The 21,539-nt window shown below is 69.9% G+C and carries 18 protein-coding genes; 9 read left to right on the top strand and 9 right to left on the bottom strand.

Annotation, left to right across the window (positions count from 1 at the left end; all coding sequences use genetic code 11):
- The 4 genes from nuoN (at position 1) to ACIA5C_RS39230 (ending at position 5,148) form a co-directional block, all read left to right on the top strand.
- Positions 1-1,533, top strand: coding sequence for an NADH-quinone oxidoreductase subunit NuoN (gene nuoN, locus ACIA5C_RS39245; RefSeq protein ID WP_396064426.1), 1,533 nt, complete (start codon positions 1-3; stop codon positions 1,531-1,533).
- Between the two features lie 398 nt (positions 1,534-1,931).
- Entirely contained in the window at positions 1,932-2,903 is a 972-nt protein-coding gene (locus tag ACIA5C_RS39240) for a polyprenyl synthetase family protein (RefSeq protein WP_396064660.1), read from the top strand.
- A 679-nt stretch (positions 2,904-3,582) separates the two neighbouring features.
- Positions 3,583-4,377, top strand: a complete 795-nt coding sequence (locus ACIA5C_RS39235) for an IclR family transcriptional regulator (RefSeq protein WP_396064423.1) — start codon at positions 3,583-3,585, stop codon at positions 4,375-4,377.
- A 90-nt stretch (positions 4,378-4,467) separates the two neighbouring features.
- Complete coding sequence (locus tag ACIA5C_RS39230) at positions 4,468-5,148, top strand: anti-sigma factor family protein (RefSeq protein ID WP_396064421.1); 681 nt, start codon at positions 4,468-4,470, stop codon at positions 5,146-5,148.
- A gap of 16 nt (positions 5,149-5,164) precedes the next feature.
- Here ACIA5C_RS39230 and rarD read toward each other — a convergent pair whose 3' ends face one another.
- The 4 genes from rarD to eccE all read right to left on the bottom strand — a co-directional run bounded on the left by rarD (position 5,165) and on the right by eccE (position 9,440).
- A complete protein-coding gene (gene rarD / locus ACIA5C_RS39225) occupies positions 5,165-6,067 on the bottom strand; it encodes an EamA family transporter RarD (protein WP_396064418.1) in 903 nt (300 codons plus the stop codon).
- Complete coding sequence (locus tag ACIA5C_RS39220; protein ID WP_396064416.1) at positions 6,064-6,534, bottom strand: GNAT family N-acetyltransferase; 471 nt, start codon at positions 6,532-6,534, stop codon at positions 6,064-6,066. The genes rarD and ACIA5C_RS39220 overlap by 4 nt, the downstream gene beginning before the upstream one ends.
- Positions 6,535-6,604: 70 nt before the next feature.
- Positions 6,605-6,988, bottom strand: coding sequence for a phage holin family protein (locus ACIA5C_RS39215; RefSeq protein WP_396064413.1), 384 nt, complete (start codon positions 6,986-6,988; stop codon positions 6,605-6,607).
- Positions 6,989-7,700: 712 nt separating this feature from the next.
- Positions 7,701-9,440, bottom strand: a complete 1,740-nt coding sequence (gene eccE / locus ACIA5C_RS39210; protein ID WP_396064411.1) for a type VII secretion protein EccE — start codon at positions 9,438-9,440, stop codon at positions 7,701-7,703.
- A gap of 408 nt (positions 9,441-9,848) precedes the next feature.
- On the opposite strand from eccE, the gene ACIA5C_RS39205 reads away from it, so the two are divergent.
- From ACIA5C_RS39205 to ACIA5C_RS39185, 5 genes are all read left to right on the top strand, one after another.
- A complete protein-coding gene (locus tag ACIA5C_RS39205; protein ID WP_396064409.1) occupies positions 9,849-10,181 on the top strand; it encodes a WXG100 family type VII secretion target in 333 nt (110 codons plus the stop codon).
- A 25-nt stretch (positions 10,182-10,206) separates the two neighbouring features.
- Positions 10,207-10,503, top strand: coding sequence for a WXG100 family type VII secretion target (locus ACIA5C_RS39200; protein ID WP_396064407.1), 297 nt, complete (start codon positions 10,207-10,209; stop codon positions 10,501-10,503).
- 299 nt (positions 10,504-10,802) lie between these two features.
- Positions 10,803-14,195 carry an SseB family protein gene (locus tag ACIA5C_RS39195; RefSeq protein ID WP_396064405.1) on the top strand — a complete coding sequence of 1,131 codons (3,393 nt, stop codon included), beginning with the start codon at positions 10,803-10,805 and terminating at the stop codon, positions 14,193-14,195.
- Complete coding sequence (locus ACIA5C_RS39190; RefSeq protein WP_396064403.1) at positions 14,192-14,557, top strand: hypothetical protein; 366 nt, start codon at positions 14,192-14,194, stop codon at positions 14,555-14,557. The genes ACIA5C_RS39195 and ACIA5C_RS39190 overlap by 4 nt, the downstream gene beginning before the upstream one ends.
- A complete protein-coding gene (locus tag ACIA5C_RS39185; protein ID WP_396064401.1) occupies positions 14,554-15,120 on the top strand; it encodes a hypothetical protein in 567 nt (188 codons plus the stop codon). The genes ACIA5C_RS39190 and ACIA5C_RS39185 overlap by 4 nt, the downstream gene beginning before the upstream one ends.
- Here the strand turns inward: ACIA5C_RS39185 and ACIA5C_RS39180 are convergent.
- From ACIA5C_RS39180 to acs, 5 genes are all read right to left on the bottom strand, one after another.
- Positions 15,117-15,479 (bottom strand): DUF2203 domain-containing protein, encoded by a 363-nt coding sequence (locus tag ACIA5C_RS39180; protein WP_396064399.1) that lies wholly within the window; start codon positions 15,477-15,479, stop codon positions 15,117-15,119. The two genes, ACIA5C_RS39185 and ACIA5C_RS39180, sit on opposite strands and share 4 nt — an antisense overlap.
- Before the next feature lie 9 nt (positions 15,480-15,488).
- Entirely contained in the window at positions 15,489-16,400 is a 912-nt protein-coding gene (locus ACIA5C_RS39175; RefSeq protein WP_396064397.1) for an alpha/beta fold hydrolase, read from the bottom strand.
- A gap of 29 nt (positions 16,401-16,429) precedes the next feature.
- Complete coding sequence (locus ACIA5C_RS39170) at positions 16,430-16,624, bottom strand: hypothetical protein (RefSeq protein ID WP_396064395.1); 195 nt, start codon at positions 16,622-16,624, stop codon at positions 16,430-16,432.
- Positions 16,625-16,855: 231 nt separating this feature from the next.
- On the bottom strand, positions 16,856-19,213 hold the full coding sequence (locus ACIA5C_RS39165; RefSeq protein WP_396064393.1) for an immune inhibitor A domain-containing protein: 2,358 nt from the start codon (positions 19,211-19,213) through the stop codon (positions 16,856-16,858).
- Positions 19,214-19,435: 222 nt separating this feature from the next.
- A complete protein-coding gene (gene acs, locus ACIA5C_RS39160; RefSeq protein WP_396064391.1) occupies positions 19,436-21,421 on the bottom strand; it encodes an acetate--CoA ligase in 1,986 nt (661 codons plus the stop codon).
- Positions 21,422-21,539 lie beyond the last annotated feature (118 nt).

Below are 21,539 nucleotides of genomic sequence, written 5' to 3'. Positions count from 1 at the left end.
ATGGAAAACCTCCACCTTCCCGCGATCGACTACGGCGCCCTCGCGCCCATGTTGATCCTCTTCGGGGTGGCGTGCGTCGGCGTACTGGTGGAGGCCCTGACGCCTCGCCGGTCGCGGAACACCATCCAGTTGAGCCTGTCGCTGCTCGCGATCGTCGCCGCGTTCGTGATGGTGATCGTCCAGCACAAGACCCACAAGGTCACCATCGGTGGCGCGGTCGCCGTCGACGGCCCGACGCTGTTCCTGCAGGGCGCCCTGCTGGCGCTCGGCGCGGTCTCGATCATGCTGATCGGTGAGCGCAAGCTCGAGCGGGGCGGCCCGTTCGTCTCCCAGGCCGCGCTGACCGTCGGCTCGAAGAAGGACCTCCAGCAGGCCGGCGAACAGTCGGGCTCCACCGAGGTCTACCCGCTGACGATGTTCGCACTCGGCGGCATGCTGCTGTTCGTGGCGGCCAACGACCTGCTGACCATGTTCGTCGCGCTCGAGGTCTTCTCGCTGCCGCTCTACCTGCTGTGCGCGCTCGCCCGCCGGCGTCGCCTGCTCAGCCAGGAGGCCGCGCTCAAATACTTCCTGCTCGGCTCGTACGCCTCGGCGTTCTTCCTGTTCGGCGTCGCCCTGATCTACGGCTTCGCGGGCGGGATCCGGCTCTCCGAGGTGCACGCGGCGGTCGCCAACCCGGCGCACAGCCAGGTGCTGCTCTACGGCGGTCTCGCCCTGGTCGCGATCGGCCTGCTCTTCAAGAGCGCGCTGGCCCCGTTCCACGTCTGGACGCCGGACGTCTATCAGGGCGCCCCGACGCCGATCACCGCGCTGATGGCGGCCTGCACCAAGACGGCGGCCTTCGGTGCCCTGCTGCGGATCCTGTACGTCGCGTTCGACGGCGTGCAATGGGACTTCCAGCCCGTGCTCGGCGTGATCGCGGTCCTCACCATGCTGGTCGGTGCCGTCCTGGCGGTCACGCAGACCGACATGAAGCGCCTGCTCGCCTACTCGTCGATCGCCAACGCCGGCTACCTGCTGGTCGGTGTCCTGGCGCTCAACAAGGAGGGCCTGAGCAGCACGATGTTCTACCTGGTCGCGTACGGCTTCTCCGTCCTCGCGGCGTTCGGCATCGTCACGCTGGTGCGCGACGCCGAGGGTGAGGCCACCCACCTCTCGCGGTGGGCCGGCCTGGGCAAGAAGAGCCCACTGTTCGCCGGGGTCTTCACGTTCATCCTGCTGGCCTTCGCCGGTATCCCGCTGACCAGCGGCTTCACCAGCAAGTTCGCGGTCTTCGGGGCGGCCGTCGAGGGTGGGCAGACGTGGCTCGTGATCTTCGGCGTGATCTCCAGCATGCTGATCGCCTTCCCGTACCTGCGGGTCGTCGTGATGCTCTGGCTGTCGGAGCCGGGCGAGTCGACGCCGACGGTGTCGATTCCGGGCTTCCTGACGACGACGGCGCTGACGATCGGCGTGCTGGCCACCCTGGCCCTGGGCGTCGCTCCGGCGCCGCTGATCGATCTGACGCGGGACGCGGCTACGTTCGTCCGCTAGTTCTTCTTGAACGAGAAGCCCCGGCCGTACGCGGCCGGGGCTTCTTTGTTCGGAAACCGGCTGTCCGGATGTGATCAGACGGTTAGACGAACTTCGTGACAAGCAGTGATCAAGCTCCATGTCGATGGCGGTACGTAGTGGTGTCGGGACAGAAGAGACCAAACCCACTGGACATGTCCGGCATGTACCACCGGGTCCGCCCGGAACGGGCGCAGAGGACTCTCGTTGCACCCGGCCGGGACTGACGAAACGGGACGAAGCCCCTCCCGTACGTCTCTCGGCTCTTGAGGTTGATCTTGCTACCGAGCCCCCTGGTACCAAAACCGTCCCACCCATGTGGCATCGTGAAGAGCGTGGTGAGCACCGGTGACCTGACGCTCTCGTCGCTCGGCCTCGACATCGACCCCGCGGTCGACGCGTCGGTGTCGGCGACGCTGGCTGCCGTGGAGGACGCGCTGCGGGCAAATGTCGCCAGCGCCGATCCGCTGGTGGCCGAGGCCGCGCTGCATCTCGTCGATGCGGGTGGAAAGCGGTTCCGGCCGCTGCTGGTGGCGCTCGGGGCGCAGTTCGGTGACCCCGGCGCGCCCGAGATCGTCGCGGCCGCCAACGTGGTCGAGCTGACCCACCTGGCGACGCTCTACCACGACGACGTCATGGACGAGGCGACGGTCCGGCGGGGTGCGCCGAGTGCTAATTCGCGCTGGGGCAACTCGGTGGCGATCCTGGTCGGCGACTACCTGTTCGCGCGGGCGGCCGACATCGCGGCATCGCTCGGTCCGGAGGCCGTCCGCCTGCAGGCGCGCACCTTCGCGCGGCTCGTGCACGGGCAGATCGCCGAGACGGTCGGGCCCCGCGACAGCGACCCGATCCAGCACTATCTGCACGTCATCACCGAAAAGACGGGGTCGCTGATCGCGACCTCGGCCCGGTTCGGCGGCCTGTTCTCGGGGGCGCCACGCGACGTGGTCGAGGCACTCGCGGGTTATGGCGAGACGATGGGCATCGCGTTCCAGCTCTCCGACGACCTGCTCGATATCGCGTCGGAGAGTGTCCAGTCGGGCAAGACTCCGGGCACCGATCTGCGCGAGGGCGTGCCGACGCTGCCCGTGCTCTATGCGCTGGCCGGCGACGACACCGACGCTTCGGCGGTGCGGCTGCGCGAGCTGCTGGCGGCCGGCCCGATCACCGACGACGGCCTGCACGCCGAGGCGCTGACGCTGCTGCGCGAGTCGGCGGCGATGAAGCGGGCGCGCGAGACGGTCCGCACCTACGCCGAGGAGGCGCGGGCTCAGCTGGCGCCGCTGCCCGACGGCGAGCCGAAGCGTGCGATGCAGGCGCTCTGCGACTTCATCGCCGACCGCACGAGCTGAGCAGCCGGCTTCCGGGAAGCAGATCGCGGCGGGGGCGACTATCCACATTGGCGGATGGCCGGCGGCCGTCGTGGGCGTGCCTGGGCAGAACACAGGCGGCGACGCAGATTGCGCTACCCAGGGTGAGTGACAGCGGGGCCGCACCGGGCTCGATACGGCGCGCAACCGCGGAGTCGACGAGGTATGTGCCGAGCGCGGCGCCGAGTTCGTCGGTCTCGGCCCGGGAGGCGGCGTTGGCTGAGCCGGCTGCGAGCGCCGCGCCCTTGCCCGCTCGGCCTTTCCGGCACTTCTCGCTCACCCGGATTGCGCTGAGACTCCACAGTGCACGGGCGGCGACCGCGATCATCACCAGCGACGCCGAATCGCTCGACCCGAGCGCCGGCGGGCACCGAGGCAAGTGCGCTTGCCCCGACGTACGCGGAGTCCGCCCACACCGACCCGGCCGGCGCCGGTGGGCGCCCTTGCCCCGCCCGCCGCCTGGGCCGCGTCTCTCCTGGTGAGCGTACTTTCTGCGGCCGAGGACATCGCTCGAAGCCTCTGTCATGCAGGATGCATCTGGACGCGCGGAGTACCGACAGCCACACGGCCGGTGTAAATCGATCGTGATCCACATCCTTTTTGGCATTCCGTCGGAGGAAGATTATTCATATGGTGTAAGTCCCTGGCGTCGGAGGTAGCTGTGCGCGACCCCCTGGCGGAACCGTCGGATCTGATCCGGAGCGTGTCACGCGCCCTGCGCGTGCTCGAGTCAGTCGGACGGGCTCCGCGCGGACTCACCGTGAAGCAGATAGCTCGGCGGTGCGAGCTGACCGTGGCGACGACGTACCACCTCGTGCGCACCCTGGCCTACGAGGGCTACGTGATCCGCCGCGAGGACGGCACGTACATCGTCGGTCTGGAGATCGCCGACCGATATCGGGAGCTGGTCTCCGCCTTCCGCGGGCCGCCGCCGGTCGGCGAGGCGCTGCGGCGGGCCGCGGTCGACACCGGCTACAGCCACTACCTCGGCCGCTTCGTCGGAGGCCGCATCGCGGTGACCGCGTCGGCCGAGGGTGCCCGCTCGCCGTTCGCCGACGACGTCGCGCCCGGCTTCGACGAGGGCAGCCACGCGACCGCGCTCGGCAAGGCGCTGCTCGCCACCCTCACACCCGATCAGCGGGCGCGCTACCTGCGTGACTACGGCATGCGCGGGTTCACCCCGGCGACGCTGACCACCGCCGAGGCCATCGAGGCCGACCTGGCCGCGGGAGAGCGGCGGGGCATGCAACTGGAGATGGGCCAGTTCAAGCAGGGCGTCGCCTGCGCCGCGGTGGTGGTGATCGCCGACCGGGACATCGAGCGCCGCCTCGTGCTCGCCTGCTCCATGCCGGCCGCCGAGATGCTCACCTCCGCCCGGGTTGTCCGGGCCAAACTGACCGCCGCCGCCCGCAACGTGGCCGAGGCCCTCTCCGCGGGAGAGTCCGCCACCGCGTGACAAGGGGCCCTAAGACTCCGTTGAACCACCCGCCGCATCCCTGCGTAAGACAGTTTGCACGCGCGTGTTGGGCGGAGGGTGGTGATGGGGATGCGGTGCGAACACGAACACGACGACGGCGCCTACGTCCTCGGTGCCCTGTCCCCGGCCGAACGAACGGCCTACGAGCGGCACCTGGCCACCTGCTCGTTCTGCCGCGAAGCGGTGCGTGACATCTCGACCCTGCCCGATCTGCTGTCCCGGCTCGACGCCACGGAATTCGCCAAGCTCGTCGACCCGAGCCTGTCCGCGGGCGCGGAACACCACCCGATCCGGCGTCGGGTCACCCGGCGGAAATCCGCCAAGGCCTTGACCGTACGCATCGTCAGCAGCGCCGCCGCCCTGCTCCTGATCGCGCTCGTCGGCGTCGGGGTGTTCGTCCTGACTCGCGGATCTTCGGCGCCCGCCGCGACGCCGCCCGGGCCCGCGGTCGCGATGATGCCGGTCGCCGGTGCCTCGCCGCTCACCGCCACCCTGCGGATGACCAGCAAGGCCGGCGGTACGATCGTCGACCTGACGTGCGAGTACAGCAAGAGCGCGACCAAGCCGTACACGTTCCGCCTGATCGCCTACGGCCCGGACGACGAGAAGGAACAGATCGGCTCCTGGCAGGCCGCTCCGGGCACCGACTTCCCGATGGAAGCGGTCACCCACTTCGCCGCGGGCAGCCTCTCCCGGCTGGAACTGGTGCAGTACGACGGCAAGGCGCTGCTCGCCTACGACGTCCCCTGATCCTCTGATTCCGGATTCATGGGGCCGCGGTGGCCGGTTCGACGGTGGCGGCCGTCGGATCGGCCACCTTTTGCCGTCGTGCGCTCCTGATCGCGTCCGCAGTGAAGATGATCAGCGCGATCCAGACCAGCCCGAACCCGGCGAGCCGCGCCGCCGGCATCGGTTCGTGGTAGAGGAACACGCCGCAGGCCAGCTGAATGATCGGGGCCACGTACTGCAGAATGCCGATGCCGACCATCGGCACCCGGTTCGCGGCCCCGGCGAAGAGCAGCAGCGGGATCGCGGTCGCGACACCGGAGAAGATCATGAGCACGGTGTGCGTCGTGGAGACATGCCCGAACTGCGCATTGCGGTGATCGACCATCAGATAGACGAGCGCCGGGATCGCGATCACCGACGACTCGACGAACAAACCCTCGGCCGGCGGCAGCGCAAGACGCTTCTTCACCAGGCTGTACGACCCGAAGCTGCCGGCCAGGAGCAGCGCGATGTAAGGCAGGCGGCCGTAATCGACGGTCAGCACGACCACCGCGACGGCGCCGACCCCGATCGCCACCCACTGCCAGATCCGCAGCCGCTCCCGCTGAACGGTCACGCCGAGCAGCACGACGACCAGCGGCGTGATGAAGTAGCCGAGCGCGGTCTCGACGACCCGGCCCGAATTGACCCCGTAAATGTAGGTGCCCCAGTTGACGGCGATCAGCACGGCGGCCAGCACGATCCCCGGCTTGATCCTGATGGAGCGCCAGCTGCGCATCGCCGTCAGCAGCAGAGCGACGAAGACCACCGACCAGATCACCCGGTGAGCGAGAATCTCAAGCGCGCCGGCCGGTCGGAGCAGCTTGAAATAGATCGGGAAAAAGCCCCAGAGCACGTACGCCACCAGCCCGTACGCATATCCGCGCCGCTCTTCGCTCATGGCTGCACGGTAAGGCCCTGATTGCCGTCTGCTCGTTGCGTGTGACTCAGGTCGCACTCCATCCAGCGGCCCGGGTCGACCTGCCGGAAACCCTGCCGGGCATAGAGCGGCTGGGCGTCGAGGGTCACCAAAAGAAACCGGCTCAGCCCGCGCGCGGCGAGGTGATCGCGGAGAGACTCGACCAGCCAGCCGCCGAGCCCCTTCCCGCGGTGCCCACGGTCGACATAGACGTCGCAGAGGTACGCGAAAATCGTGGCGTCGGTGACGACGCGGGCCACGGCCACCTGGGCGTCGCCTAGGTAAATGCCGTACGGCTCGGAGCCCTCGACGGCCGCCCGCATGCGGTCGATCGGCCGGTCCATCGCCCAGTAGGCGTCGGTCGACAGCCAGTGGTGCACTCGCGGCAGGTCGATCCGGGCGCGGTCGGAGCTCAGCTCATAGCCGTCGGCACGGCGCAGTTCCAGCACGCCCGCGAGTCAACCCACGATCTTGGGCGGGCGCCAGCGGATATCCCGCGCCGGCGCCGCCCCGCTGGGATCAGTCGTCGCCGCCGTCGGGGACGAGCATGTTGAGCAGCCAGCTGACGATGCCGACGAGCAGCGCGCCGAGGACGGCGCTCGGCCAGAAGTTGTCCACGTGGAACGGCAGGCTCGCCTGCCCGGCGATCCAGCTCACGAGCAGGAACAGCAGGCCGTTGACGATCAGCGCGATGAGGCCGAGAGTCAGCACGTACAGCCCGCAGCCGATCGTCTTGACGATCGGCCGCAGCACGGCGTTAATGATGCCGAAGATGACCGCCACCGCAAGCAGCGTGCCGACCTTGCCAAGCGTGGTCGCCGCGCTGAGGTGGATCCCGTCGATGACCAGCGTCGATATCCACAGCGAAACCGCCGTGATCACCAGTCGGATGAGAATGCCCATGGCCCGGAATGGTGCCATGCCGACGCCATCCCAGTCCGCAACACTCGCCGATCTTGTCGATGTCGTTGCCTGGAACCGCCGCAGAACCAGCAAACCGAGCCCGCTCGCTCTTGAAATCGCCGCGGCCGGCCCGGCAACTCCCGGCGGCGCTTGCTAGCCGCGCAGCGGCACCCTCAGGCCCCCTGCGGCCCAGTCGGACTGCGCGAAGCGCGGGATGAAGTGTTGCCGCTCGGGACTCGGCGGCTTGGGCCGTGCACGGGGTTGTCGGGAGCATCTGGGATGAGGGCGCCCGGGCTCGGCGCGCCCCATGTGCCGTGAGCACATGACGAAAGGGCTGCTTCCGCTCCGTGATTGCGTTGGGTAGGAGCATCGACCGACGGTCGGGCTGCCCTCAGGCCGTAGGACACGTTCGTGGGTTGAGGGCGGTCGGGACGGTTAGCGCCTTCGAGCGGACGTGGAGCAACGAGCGGCGCGTCCGTCGCTGTCGTCGCCCGCCGCAAGGACCGCCTCGCCCTGAGGGCATGCGCCAGCCGGTATTGAAGGCACCGACGGCCCCACCAACTGGCGACGGTTGCCCCTGGCGTCATTGGAGGTATCAGCGGATGGTGGCCGAGCGGGCATGCGGCGTTGCCGGGCGTGGCTTGCCCGGCGGAGGTCTGCGCTAGAGGCCGGTGCCAAGGTCGAAGGCGCCTGCTTCGTCGGCGGGGTGTTGTTAGCGGGTGGGTGGGCCGATCAGCTGGGACTCGATGGGGGTTTGGGCGAAGGCGGCCCAGCGGACGGCGCGGCGGTTGACCACGCCGACCATGTCGGGGCGGATCTTGGTCATCCACTGGGCTACCTCGCCCAGGCCCAGGGCGGTGCCGACGAGGGTGGCCTCGGCCGGGCGCAAGGGCTGGAGCACGAGCAGGTCGGCCCGGGAGGCGACGTCTACGTCGGCCGGGCCGAACTCGTCGCGGACGACCAGGGTGGCCTGCCAGCCGGCGCCCGGGCGGTTGTCGGCGCCGACCGGGCCGACGTCGACGACGACCAGGAGGGGGTGCAGGGCTGAGCCGGGGGCGATCTCGAAGGCCCGGCCCGGCGGCACCACGGCGATCGACTCGCCGGGAACGGCCGCGCCGCGGACGAACGGCTCCCACACCTGCGGGCGAGCGGTCTGCACGACGACCCGGGCGCCGAGGGCCATCGCACGCAGGGCGATCAGTTGCGCCGCCCGAACGCCGCCGACCAGCAAAGCCCGTGTCTGCTCGGGACGGAACAGCCGGATCACGACCGGTTTGCCGTGCCGGTTGCTGCCCAGCATCAGACCGCCGGAGCTCACCGGCAGGTGCATGCCCTCGGCCAGCTCGGCCGGATGCACGCCGTCGAGCGGAACCCCGGGCACGTCAGCCGGCGCGCCGCCGAGCGGCAACGTAGCGGCCAGACCGAGAACGTGCTCGCCGTCCAGACGGCGTACGGAAGCGTGCTCGGGCGCAAGAACCTTGCGCAACGCCTGCGCCGCGGTGCCGAGCGCGGCCGCCTCGGGTGCCGCGAGGCGCACCGTGAGATCGACAGGCGTCGGGCCGTGGGCCGGCCGTGGCCCCGCGGTGAGCGAGACCGTGGTGGCCGCGGCGGGTAGCAGGAGCATGCGTGTCACGACGCGGCGCGCGGTTTCGACCTGCATGTCGGGCCAGCGGTGCAGGCGATAGGTGGCCTGTGCGAGGCCGCCGACCTTGATGCCGGGCCAGAACTCGTGGGCCGGTGTGGCCCCGTCGTCGTGCGCGATCTCGCTGAGCACCCGGACCGCGGCGGCCTCGCCGAGCGGGCGGGCGGGCACCGAGGAGAGGCGGCGGACCAGCTTGCGGGCCAGTCCGGTGAGGGCGCGGAGCAGTTCTTCCTCGGACCAGCCCTCGGTGCGCAGCACCCGGATCGCGAGCAGTGCCCGGCTGTGCCCGAGCAGGCGCCCCTCGGTCAGCTGCCGATAGGAGTTGGCCGGGGTGCCGGCGCCGGCACGCACGGCGGGCGAGGGCGCGCCGGTCAGGAGCAGCTGGATCAGCACCGGCGGCTGATCGGGCCCGGCCGCGGGCAGCAGGCTCGCGGGGGAGGGCAGCATCGGGGTGTCCTCGGCGAGCAACCCTGCCGGGTCGCCCAGCTCGAGGATGGAGACCAGGCCGAGGCCGTCGACGATCACCGCGGCCGGATCGCCGGCCAGCTCGGTCTGCTCGAAGTGGGCGGTCGGGGCGACGAAACTGAGCAGTGAACCGGCGCCGGTTGCCGAGGTGCGCGGACGGCGGCCGAACCGCAGCATCACGCCGAGCCACTCGAAGACCCAGCGGCCGCGCCAGCGCAGCCAGGTGAAGGCGAGCACCAGCAGGGCCACGGCCGCGCCCGCGACGAGACCGATGGTGCCGCTGACCGCGCCGATCAACAGGGCCGCCGCCGCGACCTGAGTGCCGACGAGCTGGCCCGCTCGCACGCCGAACAACCGTCCATGTCGGACCACTCGCGTGTTGACCTTCGGTAGCGGCTTTGCCGGACCGGTCAGCTCGCGGTAATCCCGTCCGCCCGCCACGCCTGCCGTCACCACCCACCGCCTTTTCCTGCTGCGCAGAGCGCATTCAACCTTGTGCGCGGCCTATCGTATGGCCACGGAGCCCGGGGGAGGGGGCGCCTGTGGACAACGCAGTTATCCACAGATCCCGATGCGGGGTATCGCCGCCGGCTGGGCACCGGCTACCGTCGGCGACGAAAAGGACCGCCGTCGGTTGGCCCCCAGCTGTTGAGGGCAGGGGTTACCGTGGGTGGCCCACGTCGATACGTTAAGGGTTCGTGACCCGTCCAATTTGGATCATGGCGTACGGCGAAGACCGAACGAGAAAGCGGGGTGACGTCCGGGGTGTCCCAGACGCAGTCTGATCACGAAGTGATGGCGCAGACCGCCGCCAAATTCGATCACGTCAACCACTCGCTGCAGCAGATGCTCAGCACACTGATGAACGAGCTCTCGACGCTCAACAGTCAGTGGAAGGGCCTCGGCGCGGCCGCGTTCGAGCAGGTCAAGCAGCAGTACGAGGCCGATCTCAAGAGCCTCAACAAGGCGCTGTCCGACACCGCCGAGTCGATCCGGGCGTCCGGGGTCGGCTACCACTCGACCGACAGCGATGCAGCCAGCCGGCTTTCGGGCTCCGGTGGCGGCGGCGTCTCGCTGCCGCTCTGAGCCGACCACGGGGAGGAAAAAGCATATGGCGAACGACGGAATGCTTCTCGTCAACTTCGGCGCGATGCAGCAGGCGAGCTCCGACATCCACAAGGCGATCACCAGGATGCAGTCGCAGCTCGACCAGCTCGAGAGCGACGCCAAGCCGCTGATCGCGACGTGGAACGGTGCCGCCCAGGAGGCGTACGCGCAGCGTCAGGCCAAGTGGCGGCACGCCTCGGCCGACCTCAACCACATCCTGCAGAACATCAAGCGGGCCGTCGACCAGTCGACGGAGGACTACGTCAACACCGAGAAGGCGGCAACCCAGCGCTTCCAGTGAAGGACGAGACGGCCGGACCAGTCGTACGACTGTCCCGGCCGTTCCGTTTAGTCCGTTCTTGCGAGGTTGTTGTCCCCCGAACGCTGTAATGGCCTGAATGGCCGACAAGACTACTATCGGTGCCTGGATGATCGCTTGCAGCGACCGAAACAGGCGTACCAGTTTGCTTCCGGAGCAGCGCCGAGGGTGCCTTTTACCCGACTTCTGAGTCAGCGCACTGCCGCCCATTGTGATCGCCGCCTGACCTTGTAGGTTGTACGCGTTGAGATGGCCTCGTCGCGCGTTGGGGAGAGGTGGACGTGTCCGACTGGGAACCGGCTACGGACGCCGAGGTGTCGATGCGCGATGCGCTGCGCACCGACGACCAAGAGTCGTACTTTCGCATTCTCTCCAGCGTTGACCTGCTGCTACCGGTGTCAGCCGACGCCTTGGCGGGTCAGGAGCCCCTGGGCTGGGGCACGTGGAGCACTGGTGGGCGCACGCACGTGCTCGCCTTCACGTCGAGTCAGGCGCTTCAGTCCTGCCTGTCCGACTACTCGGGCTCGGCACGTCGGGTGCCGTACGCAGAGCTGGCCAACACGTGGCCAAACCTGGAGTGGTGGCTTGCCGTCAACCCCGGGTTGCCGATCGAGGGCTATCTTCCGGCCTGGTTCGTCGCCCAGCTGTCCCGCGGCGACCTGAGGCTGCCGACCCGGGGCCCGGGCCGCGAGCCTTCCAAGATCCAAGATCTGCACGCCGCCGCCGTTGCGCACAACGCTGCCTCCGCGTCCGGCGATGCGCAGGGCGCTGTCTACGGGCAGGTCACCAGCAGTCCGGCCGCCGGTGCCACGCCGGTCGAGCCCGCGGCGGGGCTGCCGAGCCAGCCTGTCTCGGGCGCGGCTCCGGCAGGCTATGTCCAGCGGGGTCAGCAACCGGGCGTCGGCGAGGTGGCCGCTGCTTTCGGGCGTACGCCCGGGCAGGGTGCCGCGGCCGCGTTCGGCCAGGCCGCCGCCGCGTTCGGTGGCCAGGGCGGTGCACCGAACCCGCCGGCCGCCTACGGGCAGCCGGGCAGCCCGGCCGCACCTTCCGCTCTTGGTCAGTCCGGCAGTCCCGGTGTTTCGGGGTACGGCCAGTCCGCGTACGGGCAGGCGGCGGGAAACCCTGCCACGCCGGCGCCCTACGGCCAGCCGGCAGCCGCCGCGAGCAGCCCCGGCCGGCCCGGCGTTCCGGCCGCCTATGGCCAGCCGGGAGGCGCAGGTAGCTACGGCCAGCCAGGAGGCGCAGGAAACAGCCCGGCCGGCATGGGTCGCCCCGATGAAACGGCCGACAGCCCGGCCGGCATGGGTCGCCCTGGAGCGGCCGACAGCATGGGCCGCCCTGGTGGAGCAGCCGACAGCCCGGCCGGCATGAGCCGCCCCGGAGAAGCGGCCGGCAGCCCTGCGAGCTACGGCCCGCCCGGAGGAGCGGCCGACGGCCCAGCCGGCTATGGCCGGCCGCCCGGAGCAGCGACAAGCGGTCCTGCGGCCTACGGCCAGGCGGCGGGACAGCTCGGCGCAGCCCCCACAAGCCATCCCGGCGCGCCAGGCCATGCCAGTGCCCCGGGCCGTCCCGGTGCTCCGGGCCAATCCGGTGCTCCGGGCCAATCCGGTGCCTCGGGTGCGTCGCCCTACGGCCAGCCTCCCGCCGCCGCAAGCCAGTCGCCCTACGGTCAGGCTCCCGGACGCCCCAGCGGATATGGGCCGCCTCCTGCCGCCCCCACCGGTGCGGCCCCGCCGCCCTACGGTCAGACCCCGGGCGCCCGCCTCGGCGGTGCCTTCGCGCCGCCCGGTGCGCAGCCTCCGGCGTACGGTCAGCCCGCCGCCCGCCCGACCAGCGGCGCCCAGCCGCCGGCCGCCTATGCGCCTCCCCTTCCTCCGTCGGTCGCGGGCAAGCCGGAGGTCGGCCCCGGTGGCCTGCCCATCCGCACCCCGGGCGCCGTAAACCCGACCAGCGGCCTGCCCACCCGAACCCCTTCGGGCCCGGCCTCCGCTCCCTCGGGTGGCGGCTGGGACGGCGAAAGTGACCGCCGCGGCCCGCTCCCGGACCCGGCCGGGCCGCTCCCCGTGCGTACGCCGATGGCCCAGACACCCCCGGTGCCGGAGAATTTCGCTCCGCACAACCCGGAGGAGACCCCGTTCGAGCCTCGGTGGCCCGGCCGGGGCGCAGCCGCGGGGGCCTCGGGCCTCGGTGGCCTGCCGCGCCGCAACGTCGCTGCGCCCGAGCCGACCGCCCCGGCCGGCTTCCCGCAGGGCCCGGCGACCCCGGCGGCGGCACGCACCGCCCAGCCTGAACCGCTCGCCTCGCGCGCTGCCACGCCGGAACCGGCTGCGGCCCGCGCCGCCCAGCCGGAAACCGACCGGCCGGGAGCGGCTCAGCCTGCGAGCCCGCCCGCTCCCACGCCCGGCTTCGGCAGCCCGCTGCCGCGGCGCCAGGCCGGCTCGCCGTCGGCCACTGCTCCCGACATGACGAGTTTCCCGGCCTTCCAGACTGCCGCCGAGCGGGCCGCCCGTCCGGCCAGCGCCCCGATGAACTCGGCCGCCGCGATTGCCCCGCCGGGGCGTCCCGGCGTGGTGCCGCCGGTGATTCCCGGTGCTGCCGGCAGCGACCGCCCGGCCCGGTTCCCGGAGGCCAAGCCGCTCGAGACCCGCGGTGCCGCCGCCCCGGCGTTGCCCACCCGGCAGCCGGTTCCGGCCCCGCCGCCGCCGCCTCCTCCTCCGGCCGAGCCGTTCGTCCCGGCCAACGACGTCGAGCGCGAGTTGCACGACGCCGCCGAGGCCGCCAACACCGACCGGTTCCTCTCCACCCTGCTGCTGGCGACCGTTCTGGTCCCGGTCGCGCACCACTCCCGTCCGGGCAGTGCGCCCGGCGAGTCCGGGTTCGCGTTCCGCACCGAGCAGATGGACGGTGAGCAATTTCTGGTCGTCTTCACCAGTCGTGACCGGCTTTCCGAGCACTTCGCCGAGCCGACGCGTACGGTCGGCGTCCGGTTCTTCGAGCTGATCCGTAATTGGCCCGACCCGGCATGGTCGTTCGCCGTCAATCCGGGCAGTCCGGTCGGCGCGAAATATCCGGGGCCGCAGGTCATCGCCCTGGCGAGTTGGGCGACCGAGGCCGGTCTGGGCGCCGAGCCCGAGGCGGCGGCCGAGGTCGATCCGGTGCCCGCGCCGGCGCCGGTCAACGACGAGGCGCAGCACGCCACCGTCATGCAGAAGACGATTCCGCCGGAGCAGGTCGACTACTACCTGGAGCGCGGGTACGACCGGGTGGCCGGTTTCGTGCACCGGGCGACCGAGGTCGAGCACCTGCGCACCCCGGGGGAGCTGTTCGGCGCGCTGGGGCTCACCTATGACTCCTCGCCGCATCAGCCGGACGCCAAGGAGGCGTACGTTCTGCGCTGGCCGGCCTATCGGCCGAGCCTCTACCGCATTCCGTACGGCGGGCAGAACGAGCAGGCGTTGAAGGCGATGGACGGCTGGGTGATCGAGCGTCCGCCGTTCCGGGGCAACGGTTTCGCCCCTGGTGAGGGGCGTGATGTCGTCGCCGAGTTCAAGGTGGACAGTGTGCGGCTGCCGCACGGCGCGCAGCTTTGGCGTCTCGACGCCGACGGCAACGAGCGCATGGTCGCCATCTTCGACAACGACGGTCCGTCCTGGCGCCGGGTGGGTGAGCAGTGATGCGCGACGGCTACGTGGTGAGCTGGCAGGGCCGGGAGTACGACGCGGCCCCGGACGGCGACGACGTGCGGATCTATTCGCCCGAGCCGGCTCCCGGCTTCGACGAGGTCAAGCCGGGCCGGTACGCGCGGGTGCTCGGGCCGGACGACTACGACGAGCTGGTTTACGTGCGTACCACCTGCACGTGGCGTGGTGCCCCGTTCATCGTGCTCGGCGAGACCGATTCCTGGCTGCGGGTCGAATACACCGGTGGCCGCGCCCCGATCGCCCGCCAGCTCGGCCTGGAGGAGTTCGACTTCGGCGTCTATCAGGGCTGGGCCCCGGTGCATGAGGTCTCCGACCTGGGCGAGCAGCGCATTTGACCATCGACTACTACCTTGTGCCGGACGGCGTCCTGATCGAGGAGTTCGTGCGCGAGCGGGACTATTCGGCGCGCGGGCTGTGCGGGGCGATCTGGACGGCTGGGGAACCTCGCTGGCGGGGCGCTTCGTCGTTCAGCCGGGCGGTGCGTACCGATCCGGGGCTGTCGGCGCGGGTCGTGCCGACGGACCGCGCCGGGGCTCAGGCAGTGATCGCGGATCTGGCGGCCGAGGGGGAGCTCCGGGCCCACTTCGTCGACTACGAGCCGTTCAACACGGCTCCTCCGCTGCGGCTCCGGCCCGAGGAAGAGAGCCGCAGGCTCTATCGGGTCCTCTTCGCCAAAGACCTGTCGGGCGCTGACTTCGAGGGTGGCAGCCGTACGGTCGGCCACGACCATTTCAGCTGGACCCTGCGGCGGGTCGGCGGCGGCCTCGGCTGGGGTCTCGACGTGACCGTGCTGCTGGCGACCGATGCCGACGACACGGTCGGACCGGTCGTCGACGAGTTGACCGGCGCTCTTCGAGGGCGAGGCCTGATTCCGGTGACGACCGAAAGATTTGCCTAGGAAAGACGGCGCCGGGCGGCGAAGCCGAGATCTTGACGGTGGTACCAGGTGATGTCGTTCTCGTTCTCCAGCCAGCACAGGTGCACCGGCACACCGTCGAGGTCGGCCGGGAAGTCGACCAGCAGCGGCGCGACACTTTTCAGCTCGGCCCCGGTCTCCTGGATTTCGGTCATCAGCTCGTTGAGCCGGGCCTCGACCGCTTTGCGCTCGGGCAGCCCGCCGAGCGGGCTCCGCTCGCCCGGCACGGCCAGCGCCGCCGACAACTCGACCATGTCGGCTCGCAACGTCACGATCTCGTCGAGCACCGGGCGCAATCGAGCCAGTTCCCCGCGGGCCTCGTCGAGCGTAAACAGTCCCATGAATGAACCCTACGGCGTCTTCAGCCAGCGCAGGATCTCGCCGGTGACGACGTCGGTCGCCTCCTGGTGGAGGAAGTGGCCGGCTCCCGGGATGAGGCGCCACTCGTACGGCGCGACGACGTAACGCCCGGATCCCTGCGCCGTCCGCGGCAGCGTGGCCGTGTCGAGCTCGCCGTGCAGTTGCAGCGTGGGCGTCACCAACGGCACCTGCATCAGCTTGACGAACCGGTAGCCCTGCAGCCGCATCGCGCTGCGGAACACCCAGCGGTAGGCCTCGAGCGCGCAGAACGCCGCCTGCGGGATCTGCATGGCCTTCCGGCAGCGCGCCGAATAGTCGGCGAATTCCTCGGTGGCCCGCCACCGCGGGCTGCTCCATTTGGACATCAGCTCGCCGATCGGGGCGGCGTCGTCGCGGGTCAGCACGTGCTCGTAGCGCGGTACCTGGAATTTCAGGATGGTGGCCGATGCGGCGAACTGGCCGCGCGGGTCGGCGAACAGGGCCGCCCGCAACCGCAGCGGGTGGGCCGCGCCGAGCACGACCAGCCGGCTGACCATCTTGGGGTGGAACGCGGCCGCGGCCCAGCCGACCATGCCGCCGGCCCCCGCGCCGACGATCATCGCCGAGCGCTCGCCGAGGGCCCGGATCAGGCCGGTCACGTCGGCCGCCATCGTGTAGCCGTCGTAGCCGCGGGGTGGCTTGTCGCTGGCGCCGTAACCACGGAGGTCGATCGCGACTGCCCGGAAGCCGGCGTCGGCGACCCGGGTCATCACGTCGTGCCAGGCCCACCAGAACTCGGGAAAGCCGTGCAGGAACAGCACGAGCGGCCCGGTGCCGGCCTCGACGACGTGGAAGCGGCTGCCGTTGGCCCCGACGAAACGATGCGTCCAGGGGCCTTCCACCAGCACGCTCGAGTCGTCCATGCACCCAGCGTAGGCCGTTGTGACTTTTCTCAGCGCAGCGGCTCGGCGGCGGTCATCTCGACCAGCTTGCCGGGCCCGCACCAGATCCGGGCGACCGCCGGCTTGATCGTGATGCGCATGCGGGCACCTTTCACCAACGTGGTGCCATCGGCGGCGTGCAGGGCGTACCGCGTACCGTCGTCGGTCGAGAGTTCGTAGCACGGACCGGAACCCCCGGCAGTCACCGTGCCCACCACATAGCCCGGAGGTTTGAGCCGATCTGTCGGCATATCGGGGGGCCCGCTGGAATGCGTTGGTGCGGGGGCCGCGGCCGGCGCGGCGCAACCGGCCAGGAGCAGCGACAAAGCCGCGATGATGAAAGTCCGCATATCGCCTCCGACGTGGGCCGGCGGGCACCGGTTCCCAAACAACAGCGCCCGGGAAGCGAACTTCCCGGGCGCCGTCGAGGTGACGGGTCAGAAGACCCCGACCGTCATCGAGGTGCCGCTCTGGCTGAGCACCCCGATCCGGACGCCGACCGCAGGCAGCTTGACGCCGTGGTTCGGCAGCTCGCTGTAGAAGTACTTGCCCTTGTCGTTGAAGAGCGGAGAGGGCAGCTGCGGGTAGACCGGCGAGGCCTTGCCGTCGACGTGCAGCAGCATGCCGTCGGTCGGCCGGAGGCTGAACGGCGCGTCGTAGACCTGCACCCGCGAACGCCACGGCACGCCGTTGACGTTATTGAACGGCTTCGGGTGCGCGTCGATGTAGAGGTTGCGCCCGACGCCCGGGTGCACGTTGGTGTTGTTGTCGGCCTGCGAGGTGTCCCAGTACGAGATCAGCAGGCCGGTCTGGTAGTTGTAGTGCTCCACGAAGTCCGGCTTGGTCGAGGTGAAGCCGAAGTTGTACGGCCCCGTCTCGAGGTAGCGGTCGTAACCCGTGTAGCTGCGGTTGCCCGCAATGTAGTAGTTGGCGAAGTCGGCGGTCGTGCTCGCCCCGACGATCGAGAAGCCGTCCATCGCCCAGGTCGTCGTGCCCTCGGCGCCGTCGGCCAGCACGGTCGCGCCGTTGGCGGTGATGGTCAGCTCGTCGCCGAAGAAGCCGCCGGCCGAGACGCCACCGTCGGTGACATAGTGCAGCCGGAACTTGATCGCCTTACCGGCGTACGCGTTGAGCGGCACCGCGATGTCGGCCCACTTGCCGCCCGAGTCGCCGGTCAGCGCCGGCTTGCCGCTCGGATCGTTCGGAATGGTCGCGCCGTTGAGCGTGCCGCCGAGCCGGTCCCAGGTGGTGCCGCCGTTGGTCGACGCCTCGAAGTAGAGGTAGTCGAAGTCCTGCTCGATGTTGTACCGGCCCTTGAGCGTGACGCTCGCGCTGGTCTTCCCAGTGAGGTCGATGTCGTGGGACAGCGAGTTGTCCAGACCGTCGGCGTTACCGGAGAAGAACTGCTTGGTGCCCGCGAAGGGTGCCCCGAGATCGGTCGTCACCTTCTTGTCCGGGAGCGTCACCACCACCGCCTGCGGCTTGGAGGTGTTGTACTCCTCCGGCCCGAGGTTGACGAGCTTCGACTGCCCGGCCTTGACCGCCTTGTAGTTGAGCCAGCCGAGCTGCAGCTTGTTCCATGCGCCCATGTCGCCGGGGCGGGTGCCCAGAGGCTCGCCGGCCGCGTTCAGGCGGCTCTGCGCCATCAGCGTCCAGTACTCGCTGTTGTTGTCGCCGAGGCCGCTCGTGTCGTAGTCGTCGGGCAGACCCAGGTCGTGGGTGTACTCGTGGGTGAAAACGCTCAGGCCGCCGTTTTCGGGCTGGATCGTGTAGTCGCCGATCCAGATGCCGCTGCCGCCGACCTGGGTGCCGCCGAGCAGGTTGTCGGACGGGCCGGTCACGCCCTGGTCCGTGGGGTACGCGTACCACCGGTGGCTCCAGATCGCGTCCTCGCCCTGCTGCGGGTCGCCGTCCGCCTCGTCACCGCCGGCGTGGACGATCTGGAAGTGGTCGATGTAGCCGTCCGGCTCGTTGAAGTTGCCGTCGCCGTCGTAGTCGTACCGGTCGTACTGGTCGAACGACTTCAGGTCCGCCGAGATCTGGGCGTCGGTGCGTCCGGCCGCCTTCTGGTCGGCCACCCACGTGTTGGCGGCGTCGCGGATCAGCGCCCAGGTGTTGTTGCAGACGTTGCTGCCGCAGAGGTTCCGGCCGTAGCGGGCCTCGTTGTACGGCACCTTGACCCAGTCGGTGACCTCGCCGTCCACGCTGTAGCGCCCAGACGACTCGGTCTGCATGTACGTCTTGAGCGACTCGGTGTTCTTCCCGGCGCCGAAGTACAGCTGGCGGTAGTGGTCGGCGTTGTAGTCAGCCTGCCAGACCGTCGAGTTGTCCTTCGTGCGGTCGGGCTGCGGGATCTTGTTGTGCAGCGGGCCGTCGAACGTCGTCGGGCCGGCCGTGTCCGGGTCGGAGTCGACATCCGGGTAGGCCGGGTCGCGCTGGTCGCCGAACTCGGCCAGGATCACGAAGATCCGGTCGGTGCGTTCGCGGCTCAGCTCGACGTACTGGTCCTTGCCTTTCCCGTGCGAGCGGTCCCGCCCGAGCTTGACCACCGTGCTGCCGTTCTTCGTCACCGGCTTGGCCTTGCCGCTGACCACATCGGACACCGCCGCGGTCCGCAGGGCGCGGCGCTTGTCTTCAAGAGGGTTGGGCAGATCGTCGATCGGTGCGGCTTTCTTGCCGGCGATGGCTGCCGGTGCCGGATCGGCCGGGGGAGCCGCGGTGGCCGCGGCCGGGAGCATGATCCCGACACTGGTCACCATCGCGGCGCCGAGCAGTCCTACGACCACCTTGCGCACTCGTTTACCTCCGCATATGCGGCCGGATCGCCTGGGTGGGGCGGAATCCGGCGTAAAAACGGCCTCGAGGTTCGAGGACATGTTTCAACGTATGTAAAGGCAGCGATGCGTGGGCACAGCGATGCGAATCGATAGCCGATGGTTACGTGTTATGTCACGGCCATAACACGGCGAAAGGCCGGCGCTTTCGGCGCCGGCCTTTCTCGTACGGGTGGGGGAGTGTCAGTCCTCGGACTTCGCCGACTGCATGCCGGCCGAGATGAGCTCCATGACGGCCGAATCCTGCAGGGTCGTCACGTCGCCGAGCGAACGATTTTCCGCCACGTCCTTGAGGAGACGGCGCATGATCTTGCCGGACCGCGTCTTCGGCAGCTCGGCCACCAGCATGATCTGCCGCGGCTTGGCGATCGGGCCGAGCGTCTTGGCCACGTGGTTACGCAGGTCGACGTTGAGCTTCTCGCCCGCGTCGCCCTCGATGTCGGTGCTGCCCCGCGGGATCACGAACGCCACGATCGCCTGGCCGGTCGTTGCGTCGGTCGCGCCGACCACCGCCGCCTCGGCCACCGACGGATGCGACACCAGGGCCGATTCCACCTCGGTGGTCGAGATGTTGTGGCCCGAGATCAGCATGACGTCGTCGACCCGGCCGAGCAGCCAGAGCGAGCCGTCCTCGTCCTTCTTGGCGCCGTCACCGGCGAAGTAGATCCACTCGTCGCCCTGGCCGGTCCCGGCGCCGAAGCGCGACCAGTAGGTGTCGATGAACCGCTTGTCGTCGCCCCAGATCGTGCGGAGCATCGACGGCCACGGCTCGCGCAGCACCAGGAAGCCGCCGCCGCCGTTCGGCACCGACTGCGCCTGGTCGTCGACCACGTCGGCCGAGATGCCGGGCAGCGCGGTCATCGCCGAGCCGGGCTTGGCCGCGGTCACGCCGGGCAGCGGCGAGATCATCACCGCGCCGGTCTCGGTCTGCCACCAGGTGTCGACGACCGGGGTGTTGTTGTGGCCGATGTGCTCGCGGTACCACATCCAGGCCTCGGGGTTGATGGGCTCGCCGACGCTGCCCAGGACGCGCAGCGAGGAGAGGTCGTAGCCGGCCGGGATGTCGTCGCCCCACTTCATCATCGTGCGGATGAGGGTGGGCGCGGTGTACAGAATGGACACCTTGTACTTGTCCACGAGCTGCCAGAACCGGTCGCGGCCGGGTGTGTCCGGGGTGCCCTCGTACATCACCTGGGTGGCGCCGTTGGAGAGCGGGCCGTAGACGATGTAGGAGTGGCCGGTCACCCAGCCGATGTCGGCCGTGCACCAGTAGACGTCGGTCGCTGGCTTGAGGTCGAAGACCGCGTTGTGCGTGTACGAAGTCTGGGTCAGGTAGCCGCCGGTGGTGTGCAGGATGCCCTTCGGCTTACCGGTCGTCCCCGACGTGTAGAGGATGAACAGCGGGTGCTCGCTGTCGAAGGCCTGGGCCTCGTGCGTGCTGCTCGCCTGCTCGACCGTCTCGTGCCACCACAGGTCCTTGTCGGTCCAGGCGACGTCCTGGCCCGTGCGGCGGACCACCAGCACGTGCTCGATGCTCGGGCACTTGGCGACCGCCTCGTCGACCGTCGGCTTGAGCGCCGACGGCTTGCCGCGCCGGTAGCCACCGTCGGCGGTGATCACGAGCTTGGCGTCGGCGTCCTGGATGCGGGTCGACAGCGCGTCGACCGAGAAGCCGCCGAAGACCACGCTGTGGGTCGCGCCGACCCGCGCGCAGGCCAGCATCGCGACCGCGGCCTCCGGGATCATCGGCAGATAGATCGCGACCCGGTCGCCGGCGGTGACGCCAAGTTCGGTGAGCGTGTTGGCCGCCTGGCTCACCAGCGTGAGCAGGTCGGCGTACGTGATGGTGCGGGTGTCGCCGGGCTCGCCCTCCCAATGGATGGCGACCTTGTCACCGAGGCCCGCCTCGACGTGGCGGTCGACGCAGTTGTACGCGACGTTCAGCTCGCCGCCGATGAACCACTTCGCGAACGGCGGGTTGGACCAGTCGAGGACCTGTTCCCACCTCTTGGCCCAGGACAGACGCTCGGCCTGGGTGGCCCAGTAGGCGAGCCGGTCACTCGTGGCCAGCTCGTAGTCCTCGGCCTTGACGTTGGCGTTCGCGGCCAGCTCAGCCGGCGGCGGGAACTGCCGCGTCTCCGAGGACAAGTTCTCCAATGTCTCACTCATGAGGGCGGCTCCTCTGCCTGACCGGGGTCTTTGCGTTGCACACTAGTCCGTGCGCGGTGACCGGCGACACTTGCGCGGTCCTGCGCGAATCTTGCCAGTTCCGCGCTACTTCGCGCAC

It is taken from the genome of Actinoplanes sp. NPDC051343 (assembly GCF_044455125.1).
Lineage (GTDB): Bacteria > Actinomycetota > Actinomycetes > Mycobacteriales > Micromonosporaceae > Actinoplanes.
Note: the sequence above shows the minus strand (reverse complement) of the source record. Positions and strands in the feature narration are given on the sequence as shown.

Coding starts and splice junctions, on each gene's coding strand:
- ACIA5C_RS39180 (WP_396064399.1), bottom strand. CDS start 15,479: ATGGGACTGTTTACGCTCGACGAGGCCCGCGGGGAACTGGCTCGATTG.
- ACIA5C_RS39200 (WP_396064407.1), top strand. CDS start 10,207: ATGGCGAACGACGGAATGCTTCTCGTCAACTTCGGCGCGATGCAGCAG.
- nuoN (WP_396064426.1), top strand. CDS start 1: ATGGAAAACCTCCACCTTCCCGCGATCGACTACGGCGCCCTCGCGCCC.
- ACIA5C_RS39175 (WP_396064397.1), bottom strand. CDS start 16,400: ATGGACGACTCGAGCGTGCTGGTGGAAGGCCCCTGGACGCATCGTTTC.
- acs (WP_396064391.1), bottom strand. CDS start 21,421: ATGAGTGAGACATTGGAGAACTTGTCCTCGGAGACGCGGCAGTTCCCG.
- ACIA5C_RS39230 (WP_396064421.1), top strand. CDS start 4,468: ATGCGGTGCGAACACGAACACGACGACGGCGCCTACGTCCTCGGTGCC.
- rarD (WP_396064418.1), bottom strand. CDS start 6,067: ATGAGCGAAGAGCGGCGCGGATATGCGTACGGGCTGGTGGCGTACGTG.
- ACIA5C_RS39215 (WP_396064413.1), bottom strand. CDS start 6,988: ATGGGCATTCTCATCCGACTGGTGATCACGGCGGTTTCGCTGTGGATA.